This is a genomic window from Pseudomonas sp. Leaf129 (assembly GCF_001423465.1).
GTDB lineage: Bacteria > Pseudomonadota > Gammaproteobacteria > Pseudomonadales > Pseudomonadaceae > Aquipseudomonas > Aquipseudomonas coleopterorum.
This window is the reverse complement of the sequence record NZ_LMOC01000001.1, coordinates 899,869-918,337: the sequence shown is the minus strand read 5'-3', so window position 1 is coordinate 918,337 and position 18,469 is coordinate 899,869. Positions and strand designations below refer to the sequence as shown.

Genomic DNA, 18,469 nt, shown 5'->3' with positions numbered 1-18,469 from the left:
AGCGCCCCAAATGCCCGCTCCGGCGGGCTTCTTATTGCCCGCGTTTCACGCTTTCCTCCTGTTTCAATCCCCCCGCGTGCCCGTGTCGCGCGTCCGATGCCGTACCGGTTTGGCATCTTCCGCACCGTTCCGTATCATCAACTGCAGCTACTGCCCATTCATTCAAGGGAGCCTTCATGAGCCTCGATCATTTGAACAATGTGCCCGGTGTTACCGCGCAACCTGAAGCCGCCACATCCCAGTTCGTCTTCAACCACACCATGTTGCGGGTCAAGAACATCGAGAAGTCGCTGGACTTCTATACTCGCGTATTAGGTTTCAGTCTGGTTGAAAAGCGTGATTTCGCCGAAGCGCAGTTCAGCTTGTATTTCCTGGCGCTGGTGGACAAGTCGACCATCCCGGCGGATGACAAGGCGCGTACCACCTGGATGAAATCCATGCCGGGCATTCTGGAACTGACTCATAACCACGGCACCGAAAACGACGCGGATTTCGCGTACCACGACGGTAACAGCGATCCCCGTGGCTTCGGGCACATCTGTGTGTCGGTGCCGGATATCCACGCTGCCTGTGAGCGCTTCGAAACGTTGGGCGTGGACTTCCAGAAGCGTCTGACCGATGGCCGGATGAAGAGCATCGCCTTCATCAAGGACCCGGACGGCTACTGGGTCGAAATCATCCAGCCCGACCTGTAGACCACTCCCTCTGTAGCAGCGGCGCAAGCCGCGTCAGGGACGGCGTGGTGAACATGACCCACCGCGGTGTCTCAGACGCGGCTCGCGCCGCTGCTACAGGGGTGACGCAAGACCGTGTAGCGGCGGGGCAGGTTATACCGGAATGTGCTGGCGGTAACGCTGATAGGCACCGTGGTAGGCGAGGACATTGGCAGGGATGGGTTGGGTGTGGCTGGTGTCGTCCAGCCGCACGCAGCGTTTGCATAACGCAGCCAACCCTTGAGGATCCTGACCGACGCACCAGGCGGCCTGAATGGCTGCGCCCAGGGCTGCCGCTTCCGGTTGTTCGGTGCACACGACGGGCGCGTCCATGACGTCCGCCACCAATTGGCGCCACACCGGACTTTTCGAACCGCCGCCGATCAAGCGTATGGCATGAGTCTGCAGGCCCCCGGCACGCAGCAAATCGAGGCCATAGCGCAGGCCGAAGGTCGTGCCTTCGACGGCCGCGCGACACAGGTTCGCAGCGTTCAGGTTGTTGGTGGTCAAGCCCAGCACGGACCCGGTGGCGTGGGGCAGGGCAGGCACCCGTTCACCGTTCAGGAACGGCAGCATCACGATGCCTTCCGCCCCGATCGGCGCCTGTGCCACCGCCTGGTTGAATCCGCTGATATTCAGTTGAAGCAGCTCGCGCACCGCTGTGGTGACGTTGGTCAGGTTCATGGTGCAGATCAGCGGCAACCACCCTCCCGACGAAGAGCAGAAGCTTGCCACCGCCGGTTCCTCCGAAACGGCAGGGCGGTCGCTGTAGGCGTACACCGTGCCTGAAGACCCCAGGCTCATGGTGATGACCCCAGGGTGAATGTTGTCCGTGCCGATGGCGCCCATCATGTTGTCGCCCCCGCCACTGGCAACCACAGCCAACGGATTGATGCCCAGGCGCGCAGCAATGCCGGGGCGAATCGTACCCACCGGCTGGTGCGCCTCGATCAACCGCGGCAACGCGGCTTCCAAACGTCCGCTCGGATCGATCTGCCGCAGCAGGGCCAGATCCCACTGGCGTTCGCGTACGTTGAAATAACCGGTGCCCGAAGCATCCCCGTACTCGGCGCGGGCCTGGCCGGTGAGCCAGAAATTCAGGTAATCGTGGGGCAGCAGCACATGGGCGATCCGTTCGAAGATCTCCGGATGGTGCTCCCGCGTCCAGAGCAGCTTGGACACGGTATAGCCCGGCGCGATCACCAGCCCCAGGCGCTCGAGCGAGCCCTGCTCACCGCCCAGCTCGGCCAGCAGGCGCTCGTTCTGCGGCGTGCTTTCGGTGTCGCACCACAGCTTCGCCGGCCGCAGCGCCTGACCATCGGCGTCGAGCAACACCAGCCCGTGCTGCTGCCCGGACACGCCGATACCCAGAATCTGCTGACCGTCGATGCCGGCCTGAGCCAGCGCCTGGGCAGTGGCCTGCTCGAAGGCCGTGAGCCAATCACCCGTTTCCTGTTCGCGACGGCCGTTTTCGCCGCTGATCATGTGATGGGAAGCCGAGCCCTGGCCCATGACCTGGCCGCTGTCCGCGTCAAGGATCAACGCCTTGGTCCCTTGGGTGCCGCAGTCGATCCCGAGAAACATGGCCGCTTACTCCTTGCCGTCCAACATATGTTCCAGGGTGGCCTGCACGCCCTGGGTACGCAGGCTGTGCAGATTGCGTTCGAACGCTGCCACGAACTCCGCCGACTGCGGGATCCGGGTGCCGAAGATTTCCTCCACGCCCAGCAGCTGCTCGGTGAGCGAGGCCGGGTCGGCAACCAGTGCCTGGCAGAACGCAGCGCGCGGGTCAGGAATGCTGTAGTGCGTGCCGTTTTCGTCGACGCCGCCCAGGTAGAGCGCCCAGGCCGCCACAACCAGCGCCGCACGCTCGGTGTTCTGCCCATCGGCGATCAGCCGGTTGATGGTCGGTACGGTGAACTTGGGAAACTTCGAAGAACCATCCGAGCAGACGCGCTCCAGTTGATCGGCGATGGCCTGGTTGGAAAAGCGCTCGATCAGGGTGTCCTTGTAACCCTCGAGGTCGATACCGGGAACGGACGCCAGTTGCGGGGTGACGTCCAGGTCCATGTAGGCGCGGATATAGCGCACGAACAGTGGATCGTTCATGGTTTCGTGAACGAAACGGTAGCCCTTGAGGAAGCCCAGGTAAGTGAGGGCCAGGTGACTGCCGTTGAGCAGTTTGATCTTCATTTCTTCATAGGGCGTGACATCGTCGGTGAACTGCACGCCGACCTTTTCCCACGCGGGCCGACCTGTGCCGAACTTGTCTTCCAGCACCCACTGTACGAACGGCTCGCAGACCACCGGCCAGCTGTCGTCGACACCATGGCGCTCGTGCAGCTGTGCGCGATGGGCATCGCTGGTCATCGGTGTGATGCGGTCGACCATGGCGTTGGGGAACTGCACATGGCTGGCGATCCAGTCATGCAGCGCTGGATCATGCAGCGCGGCGAACGCCAGCAGGGCCTTACGGGCGACCGCGCCGTTGTGCGGGAGGTTGTCACAAGACATCACGGTGAATGCTTCGCTACCGGCATCGCGACGTTGCCTCAACGCTGCGCAGAGAAAGCCGAATACCGTGCCGGGTGACTGCGGCTGAGCCAGGTCGTGCTGGATCTGTGGCAGGTGGGCCATGAACTCGCCGTTGCTGTCATCGATGCAATAGCCGCCTTCGGTAATGGTCAGCGAGACGATGCGCACGGAAGGCTCGGCCAGTTTATCGATCAACGCCTGAGCGCCATCTTCGGCCAGGAGCATGTCGGTGATCGCGCCGATCACGCGCACTTCGGTGTCCGGGGTATCGCCCAGCTCGACCAGGGTGTAATAGAAGTCCTGCTCGGCCAGGGCGTCGCGGACCTTGCGGTCTTCGCTGCGCAGTCCGGCGCCACAGATCGCCCACTGTTCGGCCTCTCCTGTGTTCATCAACGCATCGGTATAGAAGGCCTGGTGTGCGCGATGAAAACCGCCCACACCGATGTGGACGATGCCATGTGCACGGGTCGCAGGATCGTAGGTCGGCAACTGGATGTGTTCGGCGAGCTGGTGCAAATTCTGTCGATTGAGTTTCATCATCGGTCCTGTATCAGGCAGCGGCCTGGAGCGGTTTGGCCACGGCAATGCCCTGGGCGTCGAAAAGGTGGCAATACTGGGGATCCAGCAGCAGGCTCAGGCGTTCGCCGTACTGGCTGCGCAGGTCACCGCGAATGCGTAGGGTCAGCGGTTCTTGCGAGTCGGTGACGACATGGCAGAAGGTATCGCTGCCCAGGCGCTCGCTGACGTCGGCGGTCACCGCCAGTTGGCATTGCCCGGGTTGGGCAAGGTCGAGATGCTCGGGGCGGATGCCCAGGGTGACCGAATCGCCCACGTTCAACGTTTGGCTGACGCGGGGCAGGTAGATATGGGTGCCGGCGTCCAGGGCGACTTCGCAGCCCTGACCGTCGACGCGGCTGAGCTTGCCCTTGAGGAAGCCCATCTTCGGCGTCCCCAGGAAACCGGCGACGAACAAGTTGGCCGGATGGTGATAAAGCTCCAGTGGCGAACCGACCTGTTCGACACGGCCGCCGTTGAGTACCACCACCTTGTCGGCCAGGGTCATCGCCTCGACCTGGTCATGGGTCACGTAGATCATGGTGGCCTGCAGCTCCTTGTGCAGGCGCGACAGTTCCAGGCGGGTCTGCACGCGCAGGGCGGCGTCGAGGTTAGACAGCGGCTCGTCGAACAGGAAGATCTTCGGATGGCGCACGATGGCCCGGCCGATCGCCACCCGCTGGCGCTGGCCACCGGACAGCTGCTTGGGCTTGCGATCGAGCAGGGCGCCGAGTTCGAGGATGCGCGCCGCTTCCGCCACCTTGCTTTCGACCTCGGCCTTGGGTTTGCCGGCCAGGTCCAGGGCGAACGACAGGTTCTTGCGCACGGTCATGTGCGGATACAAGGCGTAGGTTTGGAACACCATGGCCAGGTCGCGTTTGGCCGGCGTCACTTCGGTGATGTCGCGGCCGTCCAGCTCGATGGTGCCGCTGCTCACTTCTTCGAGCCCGGCGATCAGGCGCAGCAGGGTCGACTTGCCGCAGCCCGACGGGCCGACGAACACCACGAATTCGCGGTCGTGCACTTCCAGGTCGATGCCCTTGATGATTTGCAGACCTTCGAAGCCCTTTTTCAGGTTTTTTATTTTCAGAGTGGCCATGGGTTGGGTCCTTTGGAAGGAGGTGGTGTTCGGGCGGGCGTCTTCGCGGGTAGAACCCGCTCCCACAGGGTTGCGTGAAGCAAACGTGACTGGCTCACTTGACTGCCCCGAAGGAGAGGCCGCGCACCAGCTGCTTCTGGCTGATCCAGCCGAATATGAGAATCGGCGCGCAGGCGAGGGTCGAGACGGCCGACAATTTGGCCCAGAACAACCCTTCAGGGCTGGAATACGAGGCAATCAGTGCGGTCAGGGGAGCGGCTCCGGAACTCGTCAGATTCAGCGACCAGAACGCTTCGTTCCAGCACAGAATCAGTGACAGCAGCACGGTCGACGCCAGGCCGCCTTTGCTGATCGGCAACAGCACCCGGAGCATTTCCTGACCCAAAGTGGCACCGTCCAGTCGCGCCGCTTCGAGGATTTCCCGCGGAATGTCCTTGAAGTAGGTGTACACCATCCAGACCACGATCGGCAGGTTGATCAGGGTGTAGATGACGATCAAGGCGATGCGCGAATCGAGCAGGCCGGCGCCCTTGGCCAGCAGGTAGATGGGCATCAGCACGCCCACCGGTGGCAGCATCTTGGTGGAGAGCATCCACAGCAGGGTCTGCTTGGTCCGTTTGGTCTCGTAGAACGCCATCGAGTAGGCAGCCGGGACGGCGATCAACATGCACAAGGCAGTGGCGCTGAACGAAATCAGCACCGAGTTCCAGGCGAAATGCAGGTAGTCGCTGCGTTCCTGGATGTGCAGATAGTTTTCCAGCGTGGGCGTGAAAATGAACTGCGGCGGTGTGGCGAAAGCGTCGATCTCGGTCTTGAAGCTGGTCAGCACCATCCAGAAGATCGGAAAGAACACCACGATGGCTATAGCCCAGGCCAGGCAGCCCAGGACCAGACTTTGCAGGCGACGCGATTGTTGAAGTGTCATGGCGCAGGCCTTCAGTTCTTGTCGGTGAGGTTTTTGCCGATCATCCGCACCAGGATGATCGCGGCGATGTTGGCGATGACCACGGCGATTAAGCCACCGGCCGAGGCCATGCCCACGTCGAACTGCACCAGCGCCTGGTTGTAGATCAGGTAGGCGAGGTTGGTGGACGCAAAGCCCGGTCCGCCGTTGGTCGTGGTGAAGATTTCAGCGAACACCGAGAGCAGGAAGATCGTTTCGATCATCACCACCACTGCGATGGGCCGCGCCAGGTGCGGTAGGGTCAGGTGCCAGAAGATCGCCAAGGCACCGGCGCCGTCCAGCCGCGCGGCTTCCTTCTGCTCCTGGTCCAGAGACTGCATGGCGGTCATCAACAACAGGATCGCGAATGGCAGCCATTGCCAGCTGACGATGACGATGATCGAGAACAGCGGGTAGTGGGCGAGCCAGTCGACCGGTTCGGCGCCGAAGAACTTCCACACGGCCGCGAGAATGCCCGAGACCGGGTGGAAGATCAGGTTCTTGAAGATCAGTGCGCCCACCGTGGGCATGATGAAGAACGGCGAGATCAGCATCACCCGCACGATCCCGCGGCCGAGAAACTCACTGGCTTCCAGCAGCGCGGCGATCAATACGCCGAACACCACGCTGATCAGCAGCACGCTGCCCACCAGCAGCAAGGTGTTGGTGGCGCCCGGCATGAAGCCTGCGTCGGTGAGAAAGAAGCTGAAATTCTCGAGCCCCACGAATTCGTTTTCGCCGGGGTACAGCAGGTTGTAGCGGATCAGCGAGAAGTACACGGTCATGCCCAGCGGCACGATCATCCACAGCAGCAGCAAGGCGACCGAAGGGGTGACCAGAAACCAGCCGGGGTTGGACAAGCGGCGCTTGCCCGTCACCTCAGCCGTGTCGGGCTGGGGCTTGGCAGTCGTAGTATTCATGAGTGCGCACCTGGTGAGCAGCGCTGCCCGCTGCAATTGGCGGGCAGCAGGGCAGACGTGTTACTGCTTGGGGTAGCCGGCGCGCTTCATGGCCCGCTCGGTGGCTGTCTGCGCGACGACCAAGGCCTGGTCGGCCGTGCTCTGGCCGGTCAGCGCGGCGGAAAATGCCTTGCCGACCTCGGTGCCGATGGCCTGGAACTCGGGGATCGTCACCAGTTGGATACCCACATACGGTTTGGTATCGGTCTGCTTGGGATCGGCGACCTTCAGCGATTCGAGGGTGATATGGGCGAACGGTGCTGCCTTCAGGTACTCATCGGTGTAGGTGGATTTGCGCGTACCCGGCGGCACGTTGGCCACGCCGTCGGTCTTGGCCACCAGCGCGGCGTACTCCTTGGAGGTCGCCCAGGCCGAGAATTGCTGTGCGGCCTGCTGGTTCTTCGAGCTGGTCGGAATGGCCAGGGCCCAGGAGTACAGCCAGGCGGAGCCCTTGTCGGTGGTCTCGTGGGGGGCGAAAGTGAAGCCGACGCTGTCGGCGACCTTGCTTTGGGTCTTGTCCATGGTGAAGGAGCCGGCCACGCTGGCGTCGACCCAGATGGCGCACTTGCCGCTGTTGAACAAGGCCAGGTTCTCGTTGAAGCCGTTGCTCGATGCGCCCGGCGGGCCGGATTTCTTCATGTTGTCGACGTAGAAGTTGAGGGCTTTCTTCCACGCCTCGGTGTCGAACTGCGGCTTCCACTCGTTGTTGAACCAGCTGCCGCCGAAGCTGTTGGCCACGGTGGTGATCAAGGCCATGTTCTCGCCCCAGCCGGCCTTGCCGCGCAGGCACAGGCCGTATTGGTCCTTGCTCTTGTCAGTGAGTTTGCCGGCGAAGTCGGCGATCTGTGTCCAGGTGGGTTTCTCCGGCATTTCCAGCCCGGCCGCCTTGAACAGGTCGGTGCGGTAGTAGGTCATCGAGCTTTCGGCGTAGAACGGCAGGGCATAGAGCTGACCCTTTACCGACAGGCCGTCGCGTACCGAAGGAAAGACATCGTCGATGTCGTAGCTGGCTGGCAGATCCTTCATCGGTGACAGCCAGCCCTTGGCGCCCCACAGCGAGGCTTCGTACATGCCGATGGTCAGCACGTCGAACTGGCCGCCCTGGGTCGCGATATCGGTGGTCAGGCGTTGGCGCAGCACGTTTTCTTCCAACACCACCCAATTGAGCTTGATGTCGGGATGCTCGGTCTCGAAGGTCTTGGCCAGGCGCTGCATGCGAATCATGTCGCTGTTGTTGACGGTGGCGATGGTCAGGGTGGTGTCAGCGTAGCTGTAGCCGCTGAGGGACAGTGCACCGCACAGGGCGCCGGCAACGAGCAGATGTTTGCGGTCGATCGTCATCTCGCATTCCTCTTCGGCACGCCGGGAGGCGGCCTTGGTTATTATTCTTGTGTCTTCGTAGAGGTGAAGCACTGGCTGTGATTACAGACCCCCGCAGCCGATCTGACAAATCCCTGGGTGCACCTGCACTGATACTAATTTGCACTGGACGCGCCATACGCGCTGCGTGCCAGAGGGATCCCGGCAGGCGCTGTGAGGTTTCGTACAGGTTTCAGGAACTCAGCCGTTGCATGGCCAGACGACGATAGTGCGACGGCGTCATGCCTTTGAGCTGTTGAAAGCGACGGTTGAAATTGGAGATATTGTTGAAGCCCGATTCGAAGCAGACGTCTGTCACCGGGCGATCGCCATCGGCCAGCAGCTCGCAGGACTTGCTGATGCGCAGCCGGTTGACGAATTCGACGAAACAACGGCCGGTGGCTTGCTTGAACACCCTGGAGAAGTAGGTGGGCTTCATGCCCAGATAGGCTGCGACCTCTTCCAGGGACAGCTCACGGGCGTAGTGAGCGAAGATGTAGTCGACGGCGCGGTTGGTCCGTTCTACGGCATGTTCGTCGGCGTCCTGGGCTGCGGCGGTCCCCGAGAGCAGGTGGTAATCCTCGCAGGCGGCCAGCGACTCCATGAGAATCAGGAAATGGCCGAGGCGACTGATGCCCTGGCTGTCGGCAATACGCTGCATCGACACGCTGGCTTGGGCGATGGTCTTCGCGCAGCGAAATTCGATGCCATAGCGCGCACGGTCGAGCAGCGGGGCGAGGCTGCGCAGTTCGCTGAAGACCTGATGGCCTTGGTCGAACAGCTCGTCGGTGAAATTGACCAGCATGTCGCGCTTGTTCACCGATTGACCACTCTGCATCTGGCTGATCCAGTTGTGCGGCAGATTGGGCCCGGTCAGAAACAGGCTGCCTGGATTGAAATTGCCGATGTAATCACCCACGAACACCTTGCCCGACGTCGCGACCAGCAGGTGCAGTTCGTATTCCTTGTGAAAATGCCAGCGCACCAGCGGACACGGGAAGCCGTGCTGGCGATAGATGATGGAGCGACCTTCGTGGTCGTCCATCAACTCATAGGAAGGGTCTGTTATTCGTATAGGTCGGGTCATGCCGTGGCTGCTATTGTGATTGTGCCGATCGGGAATGCGCACTCAAGCATAGCGGCGTTCGGGGCTACACGTCCAAGGCTGAGATGACCGAAATCACTGCGGATCGTCGTGCTTGCGTGGCGTACCGGGACGCAACAGGCTGGGCCACGAAGGTCGCACGCTGGGGCGATCCGGTTTCCAGCCAGCAGGTTGAGGTTGGTTTTCACGGCTCATTGGCTTCAAGAGCTGGACCTGCGCCAACAAAGCCTCGACGGCGGCCATCAGCCCTACTTTGGAATGAGGCAGCAGCGGATGAGCGGTAGGGATGAACAGACTCCTGCTGGACAGCGCTACCAAGGGCGACGCTGGGCAATCGGTGATGCTCATCACGCAGGCACCGCGGGATTGAGCAAACTTGGCCATTTCGATGGTTTCTCCGGTGTAGGCGGGTAGGGCAATGGCGAGGAGTGCATCGTTGCTGGTGATGTTGCTCAGCCTGTAGGCTGAACCTTCCATGCCACCATCCAGCGTCACGCAGTGCGCGCCGACGCAGAAAGGGTTAAGCCCTGCTGCCGCCATCTGGGCGATGTGAAAACTGTTGCCCAAACCGACCACGAATACATTCTGTGAGCGCACCAACTGCCGAGCCATGTCCTCGAAGGTCTGGTTGTCGTTCATCCGGGCGACGTTGTCCAGGTGGTGCTTGCTCAGACTGATCTGATGATTCAGATAGAAACTTTTGTCGGATGAGTGTTGGAGTCTCTCGTGGATGATGTCGGCCGCAGACACGACGGCCAGCAGATTTTCCATCAGGGCGAAGCGCAATCCCGTGAAACCGTTCAATCCTATCGCATTGGCCATGCGGTTGACGGCGGCTGTGGAAGTGCCGGTCACGACAGCCAGTTCTTCTATATTGAGCGTCGCGCTTCGGTAGGGGTTGGCCAACAGAAACCCGGAGACTTTTTGCAGCGCCGGCCCTAGCTTTTCGTGTCGGGTGCGCAGCTTGAGCATCAGATCGGAGTCGTACACCTTGGAGTTAGTGGTCGGCGCCATTGTCGTTCGTCCTGAAGGAACATTGGATGCTGCGTAGAGCTCTTGAGTTTAGTTGTCCGACTACGTACGTCCAGAGGCTGCTTAGATCGATTGGTTCTTGGATTGGATCCATTGCGAGAAATACTTCGTGCTTTTGTGCAGATGATGACGGAGCATTGCGCCGATGAAATTGTCTTGGCGATGCTGCGCAAGGTTTCCTTTAACTTGCTCCAGTCTCAGCATCAATGTTCGGGAGTGGTGCTCCATTGCATACTCTGCGAGCAAGAGCTCCTTGGACCTTTTCTGAGCTGTGTTCCACTGTGATTCGTCGTCGTACAACAGCACGGCGGCTTCCGCGAGCGCTTCTGCACTGCCAGCGACGCCGCCTGGCCAGTGGTCACCCGTGCGCATGCCCTCGACCCCGCAAGGCGTGGTCACACTCGGCGTCCCGCAGAGCATGGCATCGAGCAACTTGCCCTTGATACCGGCGCCAAAGCGCAAAGGCGCCAGTGCGACCCGCGCCTGACCCACTACCTCCAGCGCGTCGGGCGCCCAGCCCTTGATCAGAAACCCGTGTGCGGGGTTGTGCAGGGCTGTGGCCTTGGGAGGGGTGTAGGCGCCGTACAGGTGCAGCTCGGCTTTGGGCAGTCGCTTGCGAATGCGCGGCCACACTTGATTTTTCAGCCACAGCACGGCGTCCCAATTGGGTGCGTGACGAAAGTTGCCAATGCAGACGAAGTTCGCGCGTTGCTGGAAATCAAGGGGAGGTGTGGCCAGCGGCTCCACCATCAAAGGGCAGTCATGAAGCAGACTGGGTGGGACACCGAAGCGCTCGATCAGCAACTGCGATTCGAATGGCGAAATCATCAGGCTCAGGTCGCAGCGGAAGATCGCGGCGACTTCGCGCTGGGTAATGTCGGCCTCGCTCATGTGCCGGTAGAGACGGTCAGGCGATACGTCGAACAATGCGGTGAAATCGTTTTCATCGTCACTGCCGCGCAAACGTTCCTTCAACAGCGCCTGGCGGGCGTCGCGCAGACTTTGCAGGTCACAGGTTTCGAGCACCCGCAGTGCCTGCGGACAGTGCAGCTCCACGCGCCAACCGAATTGCTCCTCCATCATGAAGCGGTCGAACAGCACCACATCTGGCTGCAAGTCGCCGATGAAATGGTCAAAGCTTTCGTTGTTGAGCTCGATGGCCTGTTCGCCGATGCCCAGCGCTGCCAGATCGGCCTTGTGCTCGCCGACCCTGGCGGGGCTGGCGAAGGTGACTTGCCATCCCCGGGCCACGAAGCAGTGCAGCAGCTGCATCATGTGTCCACCGGCTGCCGATGAGGTGGGCTCGGGCCATACATAGCCGATGACCAGGACGCGCTGAGGAGACATGAAAAGACTCTGGGAAAAAACCGGGCGCGTATTAGGCCATGATTACGCGCGGGGTTGTAGCCACAGGCAGGGCTTTACGCCACCAGCATGCTCTTGACCTTGTCGCGCAGCTGGTCGATGGAAAACGGTTTGCCGATACTGCTCATGCCCGCAGGCACGTCGAGGGCTTCGGCGTAGCCGCTGGCAAACAGCACTGGCAGTACCGGGCGCAAAACGCGCGCCTTTTGGGCCAATTCCTTGCCATCCATGCCGGGCAAGCCCATGTCCGTCATCATCAGGTCGATGGTCTTGGCAGCATCTTCGAGAAATTTCAGGGCGCCCGGTCCGTCCTCGGCTTCCAGTACCTCGAACTCGAATTCCTCCAGCACGTCCACGATCAACATGCGGACGATCGCGTCGTCTTCGACGACAAGAATGGTTTTGGCGGTATCGGACATCGTTCGGATCCTGGTCGGCAAAGGGCGCAGACGGCGCCGAGCCGTCATTTCGCTGATATCGATGCGCCTCGAGGCGAAAAGCACCTGGGAGGCAGGGCGCCATCATAAAGCATGGGTCGGAGCCAGACCATGCCTGCGGAGCCATTAAACGAGACGGTTCCCACGTTTAGATATGAAAATTCTTACAAGACGTACGGAAAAAACCTAACTCTTTGATCGAATTGCGGCAAAATCCCCCGCCTCGATTACAGGATCCGGGTCCAAGGACATGAACAAACCCTCTTCGATCGACGAACAAAGCTTCCGTCGGCTGCTCAGTCGCAACGTCGGCTTGCCGCTGGGCGTCGGCGTGCTCAGCGCCGCCGTGTTCATCGGCATCATCGTCTACCTGCTGTCCGTGATCGACTGGGTCGAGCACACCGACCGCGTGATCAACAACGCCAACGAAGCGACCAAGCTGTCCATCGACATGGAAACCGGCATGCGCGGTTACCTGTTGTCGGGCGCCGAAGGCTACCTGGATCCCTATGAGCTGGCCAAACCGCGTCTGGCCGCCGAACTGCCGGCGTTGCAGGCGCTGGTCAGCGACAACCCGCGCCAGGTCGATCGGCTGACGCGGATCATGGCGCTGCAAAAGGACTGGCTCGACTACGGCGAGCAGTTGATCGCGCTCAAACGCACCACCGGCGACTATTCCAGCGTTGTCCAGACCGGTCGCGGCAAGCGTCTGACCGACGCGATCCGCAAGGAATATGAAGGCTTCATCGCCATGGAGCAGCAGTTGCGGGTGGAACGCAGCGAGAACGTCTCGCGCACCATCTGGACCTCGGTCAGCCTCTATGTGCTGTTCGTTTTCGTGGTCAGTGCATTGCTGGCGTACTTCGGCCGACGCGACATGACCGAACTGTCGACCTCCTACGGTGGCAACCTGGCCGCCCTGCAGAAGGGTGCCAAGCGCCTGCAGGACCAGGCCTGGCTGCGCACTGGTCAGACGCAACTGGCCGAGCAGTTGCTGGGCCAGCAAACATTGCAGATGCTGGGCCGCAACATGCTGCAGTTCTTTGCCCAGTATCTGGGTACGGTTGTGGCCGCGGTGTACATCCGCGAAGAGCACGGCAACCTGCGCCGCATCGCGTCGTACGGGTTTTCCCGCGAGCGTGAAGTCATGGATCAGGTGCTGCTCAACGGCGAGGGCATCGCGGGCCAGGCCGTGCAGCGCAACCGGGTCATTCGTCTGGACGACGTGCCGGCCAATTACCTGCGCCTGAGCTCCGGCCTGGGCGAGGGCGCGGCGCGCAGCGTGCTGGTGATACCGACCAACGACAACGACCACATCAATGCCGTGGTCGAGTTGGGCTTCCTGCGGCCCTTGACCGACCGTGACCTGGAAATCGTGGAGTTGCTGGCCGACAACATCGGCACCGCCATCGAAGCGGCGCGCTATCGTCAGCGTCTGCAGGAGGTGCTCGCCGAAACCCAGCAGCTCAATGAAGAACTGCAAGTGCAGCAGGAAGAGCTCAAGACCGCCAACGAAGAGCTTGAAGAGCAGTCGCGGGTGCTCAAGGAGTCTCAGGCGTACCTTGAAACCCAGCAGGCCGAGCTCGAGCAGACCAACGAGCAACTGGCCGAACGTACCGAAGCGCTGGGCGAGCAGCGCGACGCGCTGGATCGCAAGAACCTTGAGTTGAACCAGGCCCAGGTGCAGCTCGAAGAGCGCGCCGACGAGCTGCAGCGTTCGAGCCGCTACAAGTCCGAGTTCCTCGCCAACATGTCCCACGAGCTGCGCACGCCGCTCAACAGCTCGTTGATCCTGGCCAAATTGCTGGCGGAAAACCCCCAGGAAAACCTCACGGCCGATCAGGTCAAGTTCGCCGAGTCGATCTATTCGGCGGGCAACGACCTGCTCAACCTGATCAACGACATTCTGGACATCTCCAAGGTCGAGGCCGGCAAGCTCGACCTGCGCCCGGAAAACAGCAGCGTGCCGCGGCTGGTGGACAGTCTGCGCATGACCTTCGAGCCGCTGGCCGGGCAGAAGCATCTCGAGCTGTCGGTACAGATTCTTCCCGATGCCCCGGCGATGCTCTATACCGATCGCCAGCGCGTGGAGCAGATTCTCAAGAACCTGTTGGCCAATGCGCTCAAGTTCACCGAACACGGCATGGTCGAGCTGCTGGTTTCCGGCCACGCCAATGACGGCATTGCCTTCCAGATTCGCGACACCGGCATCGGCATCGCCGTCGACCAGCAACAGGCCATTTTCGAAGCGTTCCGCCAGGCCGACGGCACCACCAACCGTCGTTACGGCGGCACCGGCCTGGGTCTGTCGATTTCCCGCGATCTGGCCAACATGCTCGGTGGCTACATCACCGTCACCAGCGAGCTGGGCAAGGGCAGCATCTTCACCCTGGTCCTGCCGCAGCGTTACGAAGAGATCATCGAGGCACCGCGACACGCACCGCAGCCCATGGTCATCGCGCCGCAGCCGGTATCCAACACCCCGGCGGTGATCGAAGCACCGCTGACCGTGGCTCGCTTCGCCGACGACCGTGACAAGGGGCCGTTCACCAAGCGCTGCATTCTGGTCGTCGAAGACGAACCCAATTTCGCCCGCATTCTCTACGACCTGGCCCACGAGCTGGACTACCACTGTCTGGTAGCACACGGTGCCGACGAGGGCTTCGATCTGGCAGCGACCTTCGTGCCCGATGCGGTGCTGCTCGACATGCGTTTGCCCGACCATTCCGGTCTGACCGTACTGCAACGCCTCAAGGAGCTGGCCACCACCCGGCACATTCCGGTGCACGTGATTTCGGTCGAGGATCGGGTCGAGGCGGCCATGCACATGGGTGCGATCGGCTATGCGGTCAAGCCGACCACGCGCGACGAACTCAAGGAGGTCTTCGGCCGCCTGGAAGCCAAGCTCACCCAGAAGCTCAAGCGCATTCTGCTGGTGGAAGACGACGACCTGCAGCGCGAAAGCATTTCCCTGCTGATCGGCGACGACGATGTCGAGATCACCGCCGTGGGCTTTGCCCAGGAAGCGCTCGACCTGCTGCGTGACAACATCTACGACTGCATGATCATCGACCTCAAGTTGCCCGACATGCTCGGCGGCGACCTGCTCAAGCGCATGTCCAACGAGGAGATCCGTTCGTTCCCGCCGGTGATCGTCTACACCGGTCGCAACCTGACCCGCGATGAAGAAACCGAGCTGCTCAAGTACTCGCGCTCGATCATCATCAAGGGTGCGCGCTCGCCCGAGCGTCTGCTCGACGAAGTGACCCTGTTTCTGCACAAAGTCGAATCGCAGTTGTCCCATGAGCGGCAGAAGATGCTGAAAACCGCCCGCAGTCGCGACAAGGTCTTCGAGGGCCGCAAGATCCTCGTGGTCGACGACGACGTGCGCAATATCTTTGCCTTGACCAGCGCCCTGGAACACAAGGGCGCCATCGTTGAAGTGGGCCGTAACGGCCGTGAGGCGATCGACAAGCTGAATCAGGTCGAGGACATCGATCTGGTGTTGATGGATGTGATGATGCCCGAGATGGACGGCTACGAAGCGACCCGTGAAATTCGCAAGGATCCACGCTGGCGCAAGCTACCGATCATCGCGGTGACCGCAAAGGCCATGAAGGACGATCAGGAGCGCTGCCTGCAGGCCGGTTCCAACGACTACCTGGCCAAGCCCATCGACCTGGACCGCCTGTTCTCCTTGATCCGCGTCTGGTTGCCGCAACTGGAGCGCATGTAGTGAGTGATTCCCTGGCTGATCAGTCGCCGCAACCGGCTGCCGAACGCCATATCGATATCGAGATCCGGCTGTTGATCGAGGCGATCTACCTCACCTACAGCTACGATTTCCGTGACTATTCCGGCGCTTCGGTGAAGCGCCGCATTCTGCACGCGCTGCGGCAGATGGAGTGCGGCAGCGTCTCGTCGCTGCAGGCGCGGGTGCTGCACGAGCCCACGGCGTTCATGGAGCTGCTGCAGTACCTGACGATCCCGGTCAGCGAGATGTTTCGTGATCCTGAGCACTTTCTGGCCTTGCGCCGCGAAGTGGTGCCGTTGCTCAAGACCTACCCGTCGGTGAAAGTCTGGATCGCCGGCTGCAGCACCGGGGAGGAGGTCTATTCGATGGCCATCCTGTTGCGCGAAGAAGGTCTGCTCGAACGTACCATCATCTACGCGACCGACATCAACCCAGTCTCCCTGGAGAAGGCCAAGCAAGGCATCTATTCCATGGAAAGCGTGCGCGCCTATACGCAGAACTACCAGCGCGCCGGTGGCACTCGCTCGTTCTCCGACTATTATACGGCGGCCTACGGCAACGCGATCTTCGACAGCAGCCTGCGCGCCAACGTGACTTTCGCCGACCATAGCCTGGCCACCGACAGCGTGTTTTCCGAGACGCAGTTGGTGTCGTGTCGCAATGTGCTCATCTATTTCAACAAGGGGTTGCAGGACCGTGCTTTCGGACTGTTCCACGAGTCGTTGAGCCGGCGTGGCTTTCTCATGCTGGGCAGCAAGGAAACCCTGGATTTCTCGGCCTACAGTTCGCGCTTCGAAACCCTGACGCGCCCGGAACGGATCTATCGCAAGTCATGAGTCGTTTTCAAGCGGTGGTGGTGGGGGCTTCGGCCGGCGGCGTGGAAGCGTTGCTGGGCATCTACGGCCAGCTACCGACGAACTTCAAGCTACCGGTGCTGACGGTACTGCACCTGCCCGACGAGCGTCACAGCCAGCTGGCGGAAGTGTTTGAGCGGCGCTTGAATCGGCCGGTGCGCCAGGCCCGCGACAAGGAGCCGATCGAGGCAGGCATGTTCTACTTCGCCGGGCCCAGCTATCACTTGTCGGTAGAGCGCGACTTCAGTCTGTCATTGAGTCAGGAGGAGCGGGTTCATTATTCACGGCCAGCGATCGACTTTCTCTTCGATTCGGCAGCCGATGCCTATGGCGCCAGCCTGATCGGCGTGCTGCTGACCGGGGCCAACGAGGACGGTGCGCGTGGCCTGGCCAGCATTAAACGCAAAGGTGGCTTGACCATCGTCCAAGACCCCGCCGAGGCGCGGGTTGCGGTCATGCCGCAGGCGGCCATCCGCCTGCAGACGCCTGACCATATTCTTTCACTCCACGGCATTGGCTGTCTGCTTGCCGAGCTGGAACGAAGCACATGCTAAGCAACGTCCAAGCAAAACTGTTGATCGTCGATGACCTGCCGGAAAACCTGCTGGCCCTGGAGGCATTGATCGCTAGCCCCGGCCGTGAGGTGCACAAGGCGTTGTCGGCCGATGAAGCCCTTTCATTGTTGCTGCAGCACGAATTCGCCATGGCCATTCTCGACGTGCAGATGCCAGGCATGAACGGTTTCGAGCTGGCAGAACTGATGCGCAGCACCGAGAAGACCAAGAACATCCCGATCGTCTTCGTCAGCGCCGCCGGGCGCGAGCTCAACTATGCCTTCAAGGGCTACGAGAGCGGCGCGGTCGACTTTCTGCACAAGCCGCTCGACATGCAGGCGGTGAAGAGCAAGGTCAGCGTGTTCGTCGACCTGTACCGTCAGCGCAAGACCCTCAAAGAGCAGCTCGATGCGCTGGAGCGCTCGCGCCAGGAGCAGGAGGTCCTGCTCAAGCGTCTGCAGGTGACCCAAAGCGAGCTGGAACATGCGGTGCGCATGCGTGACGACTTCATGTCGATCGTCTCCCACGAGGTGCGCACGCCGCTCAACGGCCTGATCCTGGAAACCCAACTGCGCAAGTTGCACCTGGCACGCGATAACGCCGACGCCTTCACCCTCGACAAGATGCGCGCCATGGTCGAGCGCGACGAGCGCCAGATCCAGAGCCTGATTCGTCTGATCGAAGACATGCTCGATGTGTCGCGGATCCGTACCGGCAAGTTGTCCATCCGACCTGCCCAGTTCGACCTCGCGCAATTGGTACGCAACCTGGTCGACAGTTTCGCGCCCCAAGTGGACGCGGCCGATTGCACCATCAGTTTGCGCGCCGACGAGCCCGTGCTGGGCATCTGGGACGAGTTCCGCATCGAACAGGTGGTCAGCAACCTGATTTCCAATGCACTGCGCTACGGTGGCAAAGGTCCGGTCGAAGTCACGGTTTATGGACACAACGGCTGGGCGCGCGTGGAAGTGCGCGACCATGGCATCGGCATCAGCAAGGAAAACCAGCTACGGATCTTTCAGCAGTTCGAGCGCGTTTCCGGTAGCAATGTGGTGGCCGGGCTGGGCTTGGGGTTGTTCATTTCCGAGCAGATCGTGGCCGCTCATGGAGGACGTATCGAAGTCGAGAGTGCGCTGGGCGACGGTGCGACGTTCCGGGTCAGCCTCCCGCTGTAGGAATAAGCGCAATCACACGCAACCTCTGTC

Annotated in this window: 15 protein-coding genes; 5 read left to right on the top strand and 10 right to left on the bottom strand. The window is 61.3% G+C overall.

Translation table 11 applies throughout. The features are described from left to right. Positions 1-176: 176 nt before the first annotated feature. Complete coding sequence (gene gloA / locus ASF66_RS04045) at positions 177-695, top strand: lactoylglutathione lyase (RefSeq protein WP_056842822.1); 519 nt, start codon at positions 177-179, stop codon at positions 693-695. Between the two features lie 132 nt (positions 696-827). Here the strand turns inward: gloA and xylB are convergent, their stop codons facing one another. From xylB to ASF66_RS03995, 10 genes are all read right to left on the bottom strand, one after another. Further along, entirely contained in the window at positions 828-2,297 is a 1,470-nt protein-coding gene (xylB, locus tag ASF66_RS04040; RefSeq protein WP_056842821.1) for a xylulokinase, read from the bottom strand. Between the two features lie 6 nt (positions 2,298-2,303). After that, positions 2,304-3,785, bottom strand: coding sequence for a mannitol dehydrogenase family protein (locus ASF66_RS04035; RefSeq protein ID WP_056842820.1), 1,482 nt, complete (start codon positions 3,783-3,785; stop codon positions 2,304-2,306). A gap of 13 nt (positions 3,786-3,798) precedes the next feature. Continuing rightward, positions 3,799-4,902: an ABC transporter ATP-binding protein gene (locus ASF66_RS04030; protein WP_049859461.1), complete on the bottom strand. Its 1,104-nt coding sequence runs from the start codon at positions 4,900-4,902 to the stop codon at positions 3,799-3,801. A gap of 94 nt (positions 4,903-4,996) precedes the next feature. Next, the gene (locus ASF66_RS04025) at positions 4,997-5,827 is read right to left on the bottom strand and encodes a carbohydrate ABC transporter permease (RefSeq protein ID WP_049859462.1); all 831 of its coding nucleotides are present in this window, start codon (positions 5,825-5,827) and stop codon (positions 4,997-4,999) included. A gap of 11 nt (positions 5,828-5,838) precedes the next feature. Beyond that, positions 5,839-6,765 (bottom strand): carbohydrate ABC transporter permease, encoded by a 927-nt coding sequence (locus ASF66_RS04020; protein ID WP_043189238.1) that lies wholly within the window; start codon positions 6,763-6,765, stop codon positions 5,839-5,841. Positions 6,766-6,825: 60 nt separating this feature from the next. Next, on the bottom strand, positions 6,826-8,145 hold the full coding sequence (locus ASF66_RS04015; RefSeq protein WP_056842819.1) for an ABC transporter substrate-binding protein: 1,320 nt from the start codon (positions 8,143-8,145) through the stop codon (positions 6,826-6,828). A 211-nt stretch (positions 8,146-8,356) separates the two neighbouring features. After that, complete coding sequence (locus tag ASF66_RS04010; RefSeq protein ID WP_049859464.1) at positions 8,357-9,250, bottom strand: AraC family transcriptional regulator; 894 nt, start codon at positions 9,248-9,250, stop codon at positions 8,357-8,359. A gap of 93 nt (positions 9,251-9,343) precedes the next feature. Next, on the bottom strand, positions 9,344-10,282 hold the full coding sequence (locus ASF66_RS04005; RefSeq protein WP_056842818.1) for a MurR/RpiR family transcriptional regulator: 939 nt from the start codon (positions 10,280-10,282) through the stop codon (positions 9,344-9,346). An 81-nt stretch (positions 10,283-10,363) separates the two neighbouring features. Further along, a complete protein-coding gene (locus tag ASF66_RS04000; protein ID WP_056842817.1) occupies positions 10,364-11,647 on the bottom strand; it encodes a glycosyltransferase in 1,284 nt (427 codons plus the stop codon). 74 nt (positions 11,648-11,721) lie between these two features. Next, the gene (locus tag ASF66_RS03995) at positions 11,722-12,084 is read right to left on the bottom strand and encodes a response regulator (RefSeq protein WP_049859467.1); all 363 of its coding nucleotides are present in this window, start codon (positions 12,082-12,084) and stop codon (positions 11,722-11,724) included. 268 nt (positions 12,085-12,352) lie between these two features. On the opposite strand from ASF66_RS03995, the gene ASF66_RS03990 reads away from it, so the two are divergent. The 4 genes from ASF66_RS03990 to ASF66_RS03975 are packed head-to-tail and all read left to right on the top strand — an operon-like array spanning position 12,353 to position 18,439. After that, entirely contained in the window at positions 12,353-15,838 is a 3,486-nt protein-coding gene (locus ASF66_RS03990; RefSeq protein WP_056842816.1) for a response regulator, read from the top strand. Then, positions 15,838-16,692 carry a CheR family methyltransferase gene (locus ASF66_RS03985; RefSeq protein ID WP_236707045.1) on the top strand — a complete coding sequence of 285 codons (855 nt, stop codon included), beginning with the start codon at positions 15,838-15,840 and terminating at the stop codon, positions 16,690-16,692. The genes ASF66_RS03990 and ASF66_RS03985 overlap by 1 nt, the downstream gene beginning before the upstream one ends. Then, positions 16,689-17,264, top strand: coding sequence for a chemotaxis protein CheB (locus ASF66_RS03980; RefSeq protein WP_049859469.1), 576 nt, complete (start codon positions 16,689-16,691; stop codon positions 17,262-17,264). The genes ASF66_RS03985 and ASF66_RS03980 overlap by 4 nt, the downstream gene beginning before the upstream one ends. Further along, positions 17,258-18,439, top strand: a complete 1,182-nt coding sequence (locus tag ASF66_RS03975) for a hybrid sensor histidine kinase/response regulator (RefSeq protein ID WP_049859470.1) — start codon at positions 17,258-17,260, stop codon at positions 18,437-18,439. The genes ASF66_RS03980 and ASF66_RS03975 overlap by 7 nt, the downstream gene beginning before the upstream one ends. Positions 18,440-18,469 lie beyond the last annotated feature (30 nt).

Coding starts and splice junctions, on each gene's coding strand:
- ASF66_RS04000 (WP_056842817.1), bottom strand. CDS start 11,647: ATGTCTCCTCAGCGCGTCCTGGTCATCGGCTATGTATGGCCCGAGCCC.
- ASF66_RS04030 (WP_049859461.1), bottom strand. CDS start 4,902: ATGGCCACTCTGAAAATAAAAAACCTGAAAAAGGGCTTCGAAGGTCTG.
- ASF66_RS04020 (WP_043189238.1), bottom strand. CDS start 6,765: ATGAATACTACGACTGCCAAGCCCCAGCCCGACACGGCTGAGGTGACG.
- ASF66_RS03975 (WP_049859470.1), top strand. CDS start 17,258: ATGCTAAGCAACGTCCAAGCAAAACTGTTGATCGTCGATGACCTGCCG.
- ASF66_RS03990 (WP_056842816.1), top strand. CDS start 12,353: ATGAACAAACCCTCTTCGATCGACGAACAAAGCTTCCGTCGGCTGCTC.
- gloA (WP_056842822.1), top strand. CDS start 177: ATGAGCCTCGATCATTTGAACAATGTGCCCGGTGTTACCGCGCAACCT.
- ASF66_RS04025 (WP_049859462.1), bottom strand. CDS start 5,827: ATGACACTTCAACAATCGCGTCGCCTGCAAAGTCTGGTCCTGGGCTGC.
- ASF66_RS04015 (WP_056842819.1), bottom strand. CDS start 8,145: ATGACGATCGACCGCAAACATCTGCTCGTTGCCGGCGCCCTGTGCGGT.
- ASF66_RS04035 (WP_056842820.1), bottom strand. CDS start 3,785: ATGAAACTCAATCGACAGAATTTGCACCAGCTCGCCGAACACATCCAG.
- ASF66_RS04010 (WP_049859464.1), bottom strand. CDS start 9,250: ATGACCCGACCTATACGAATAACAGACCCTTCCTATGAGTTGATGGAC.
- ASF66_RS03980 (WP_049859469.1), top strand. CDS start 16,689: ATGAGTCGTTTTCAAGCGGTGGTGGTGGGGGCTTCGGCCGGCGGCGTG.
- ASF66_RS03995 (WP_049859467.1), bottom strand. CDS start 12,084: ATGTCCGATACCGCCAAAACCATTCTTGTCGTCGAAGACGACGCGATC.
- ASF66_RS04005 (WP_056842818.1), bottom strand. CDS start 10,282: ATGGCGCCGACCACTAACTCCAAGGTGTACGACTCCGATCTGATGCTC.
- xylB (WP_056842821.1), bottom strand. CDS start 2,297: ATGTTTCTCGGGATCGACTGCGGCACCCAAGGGACCAAGGCGTTGATC.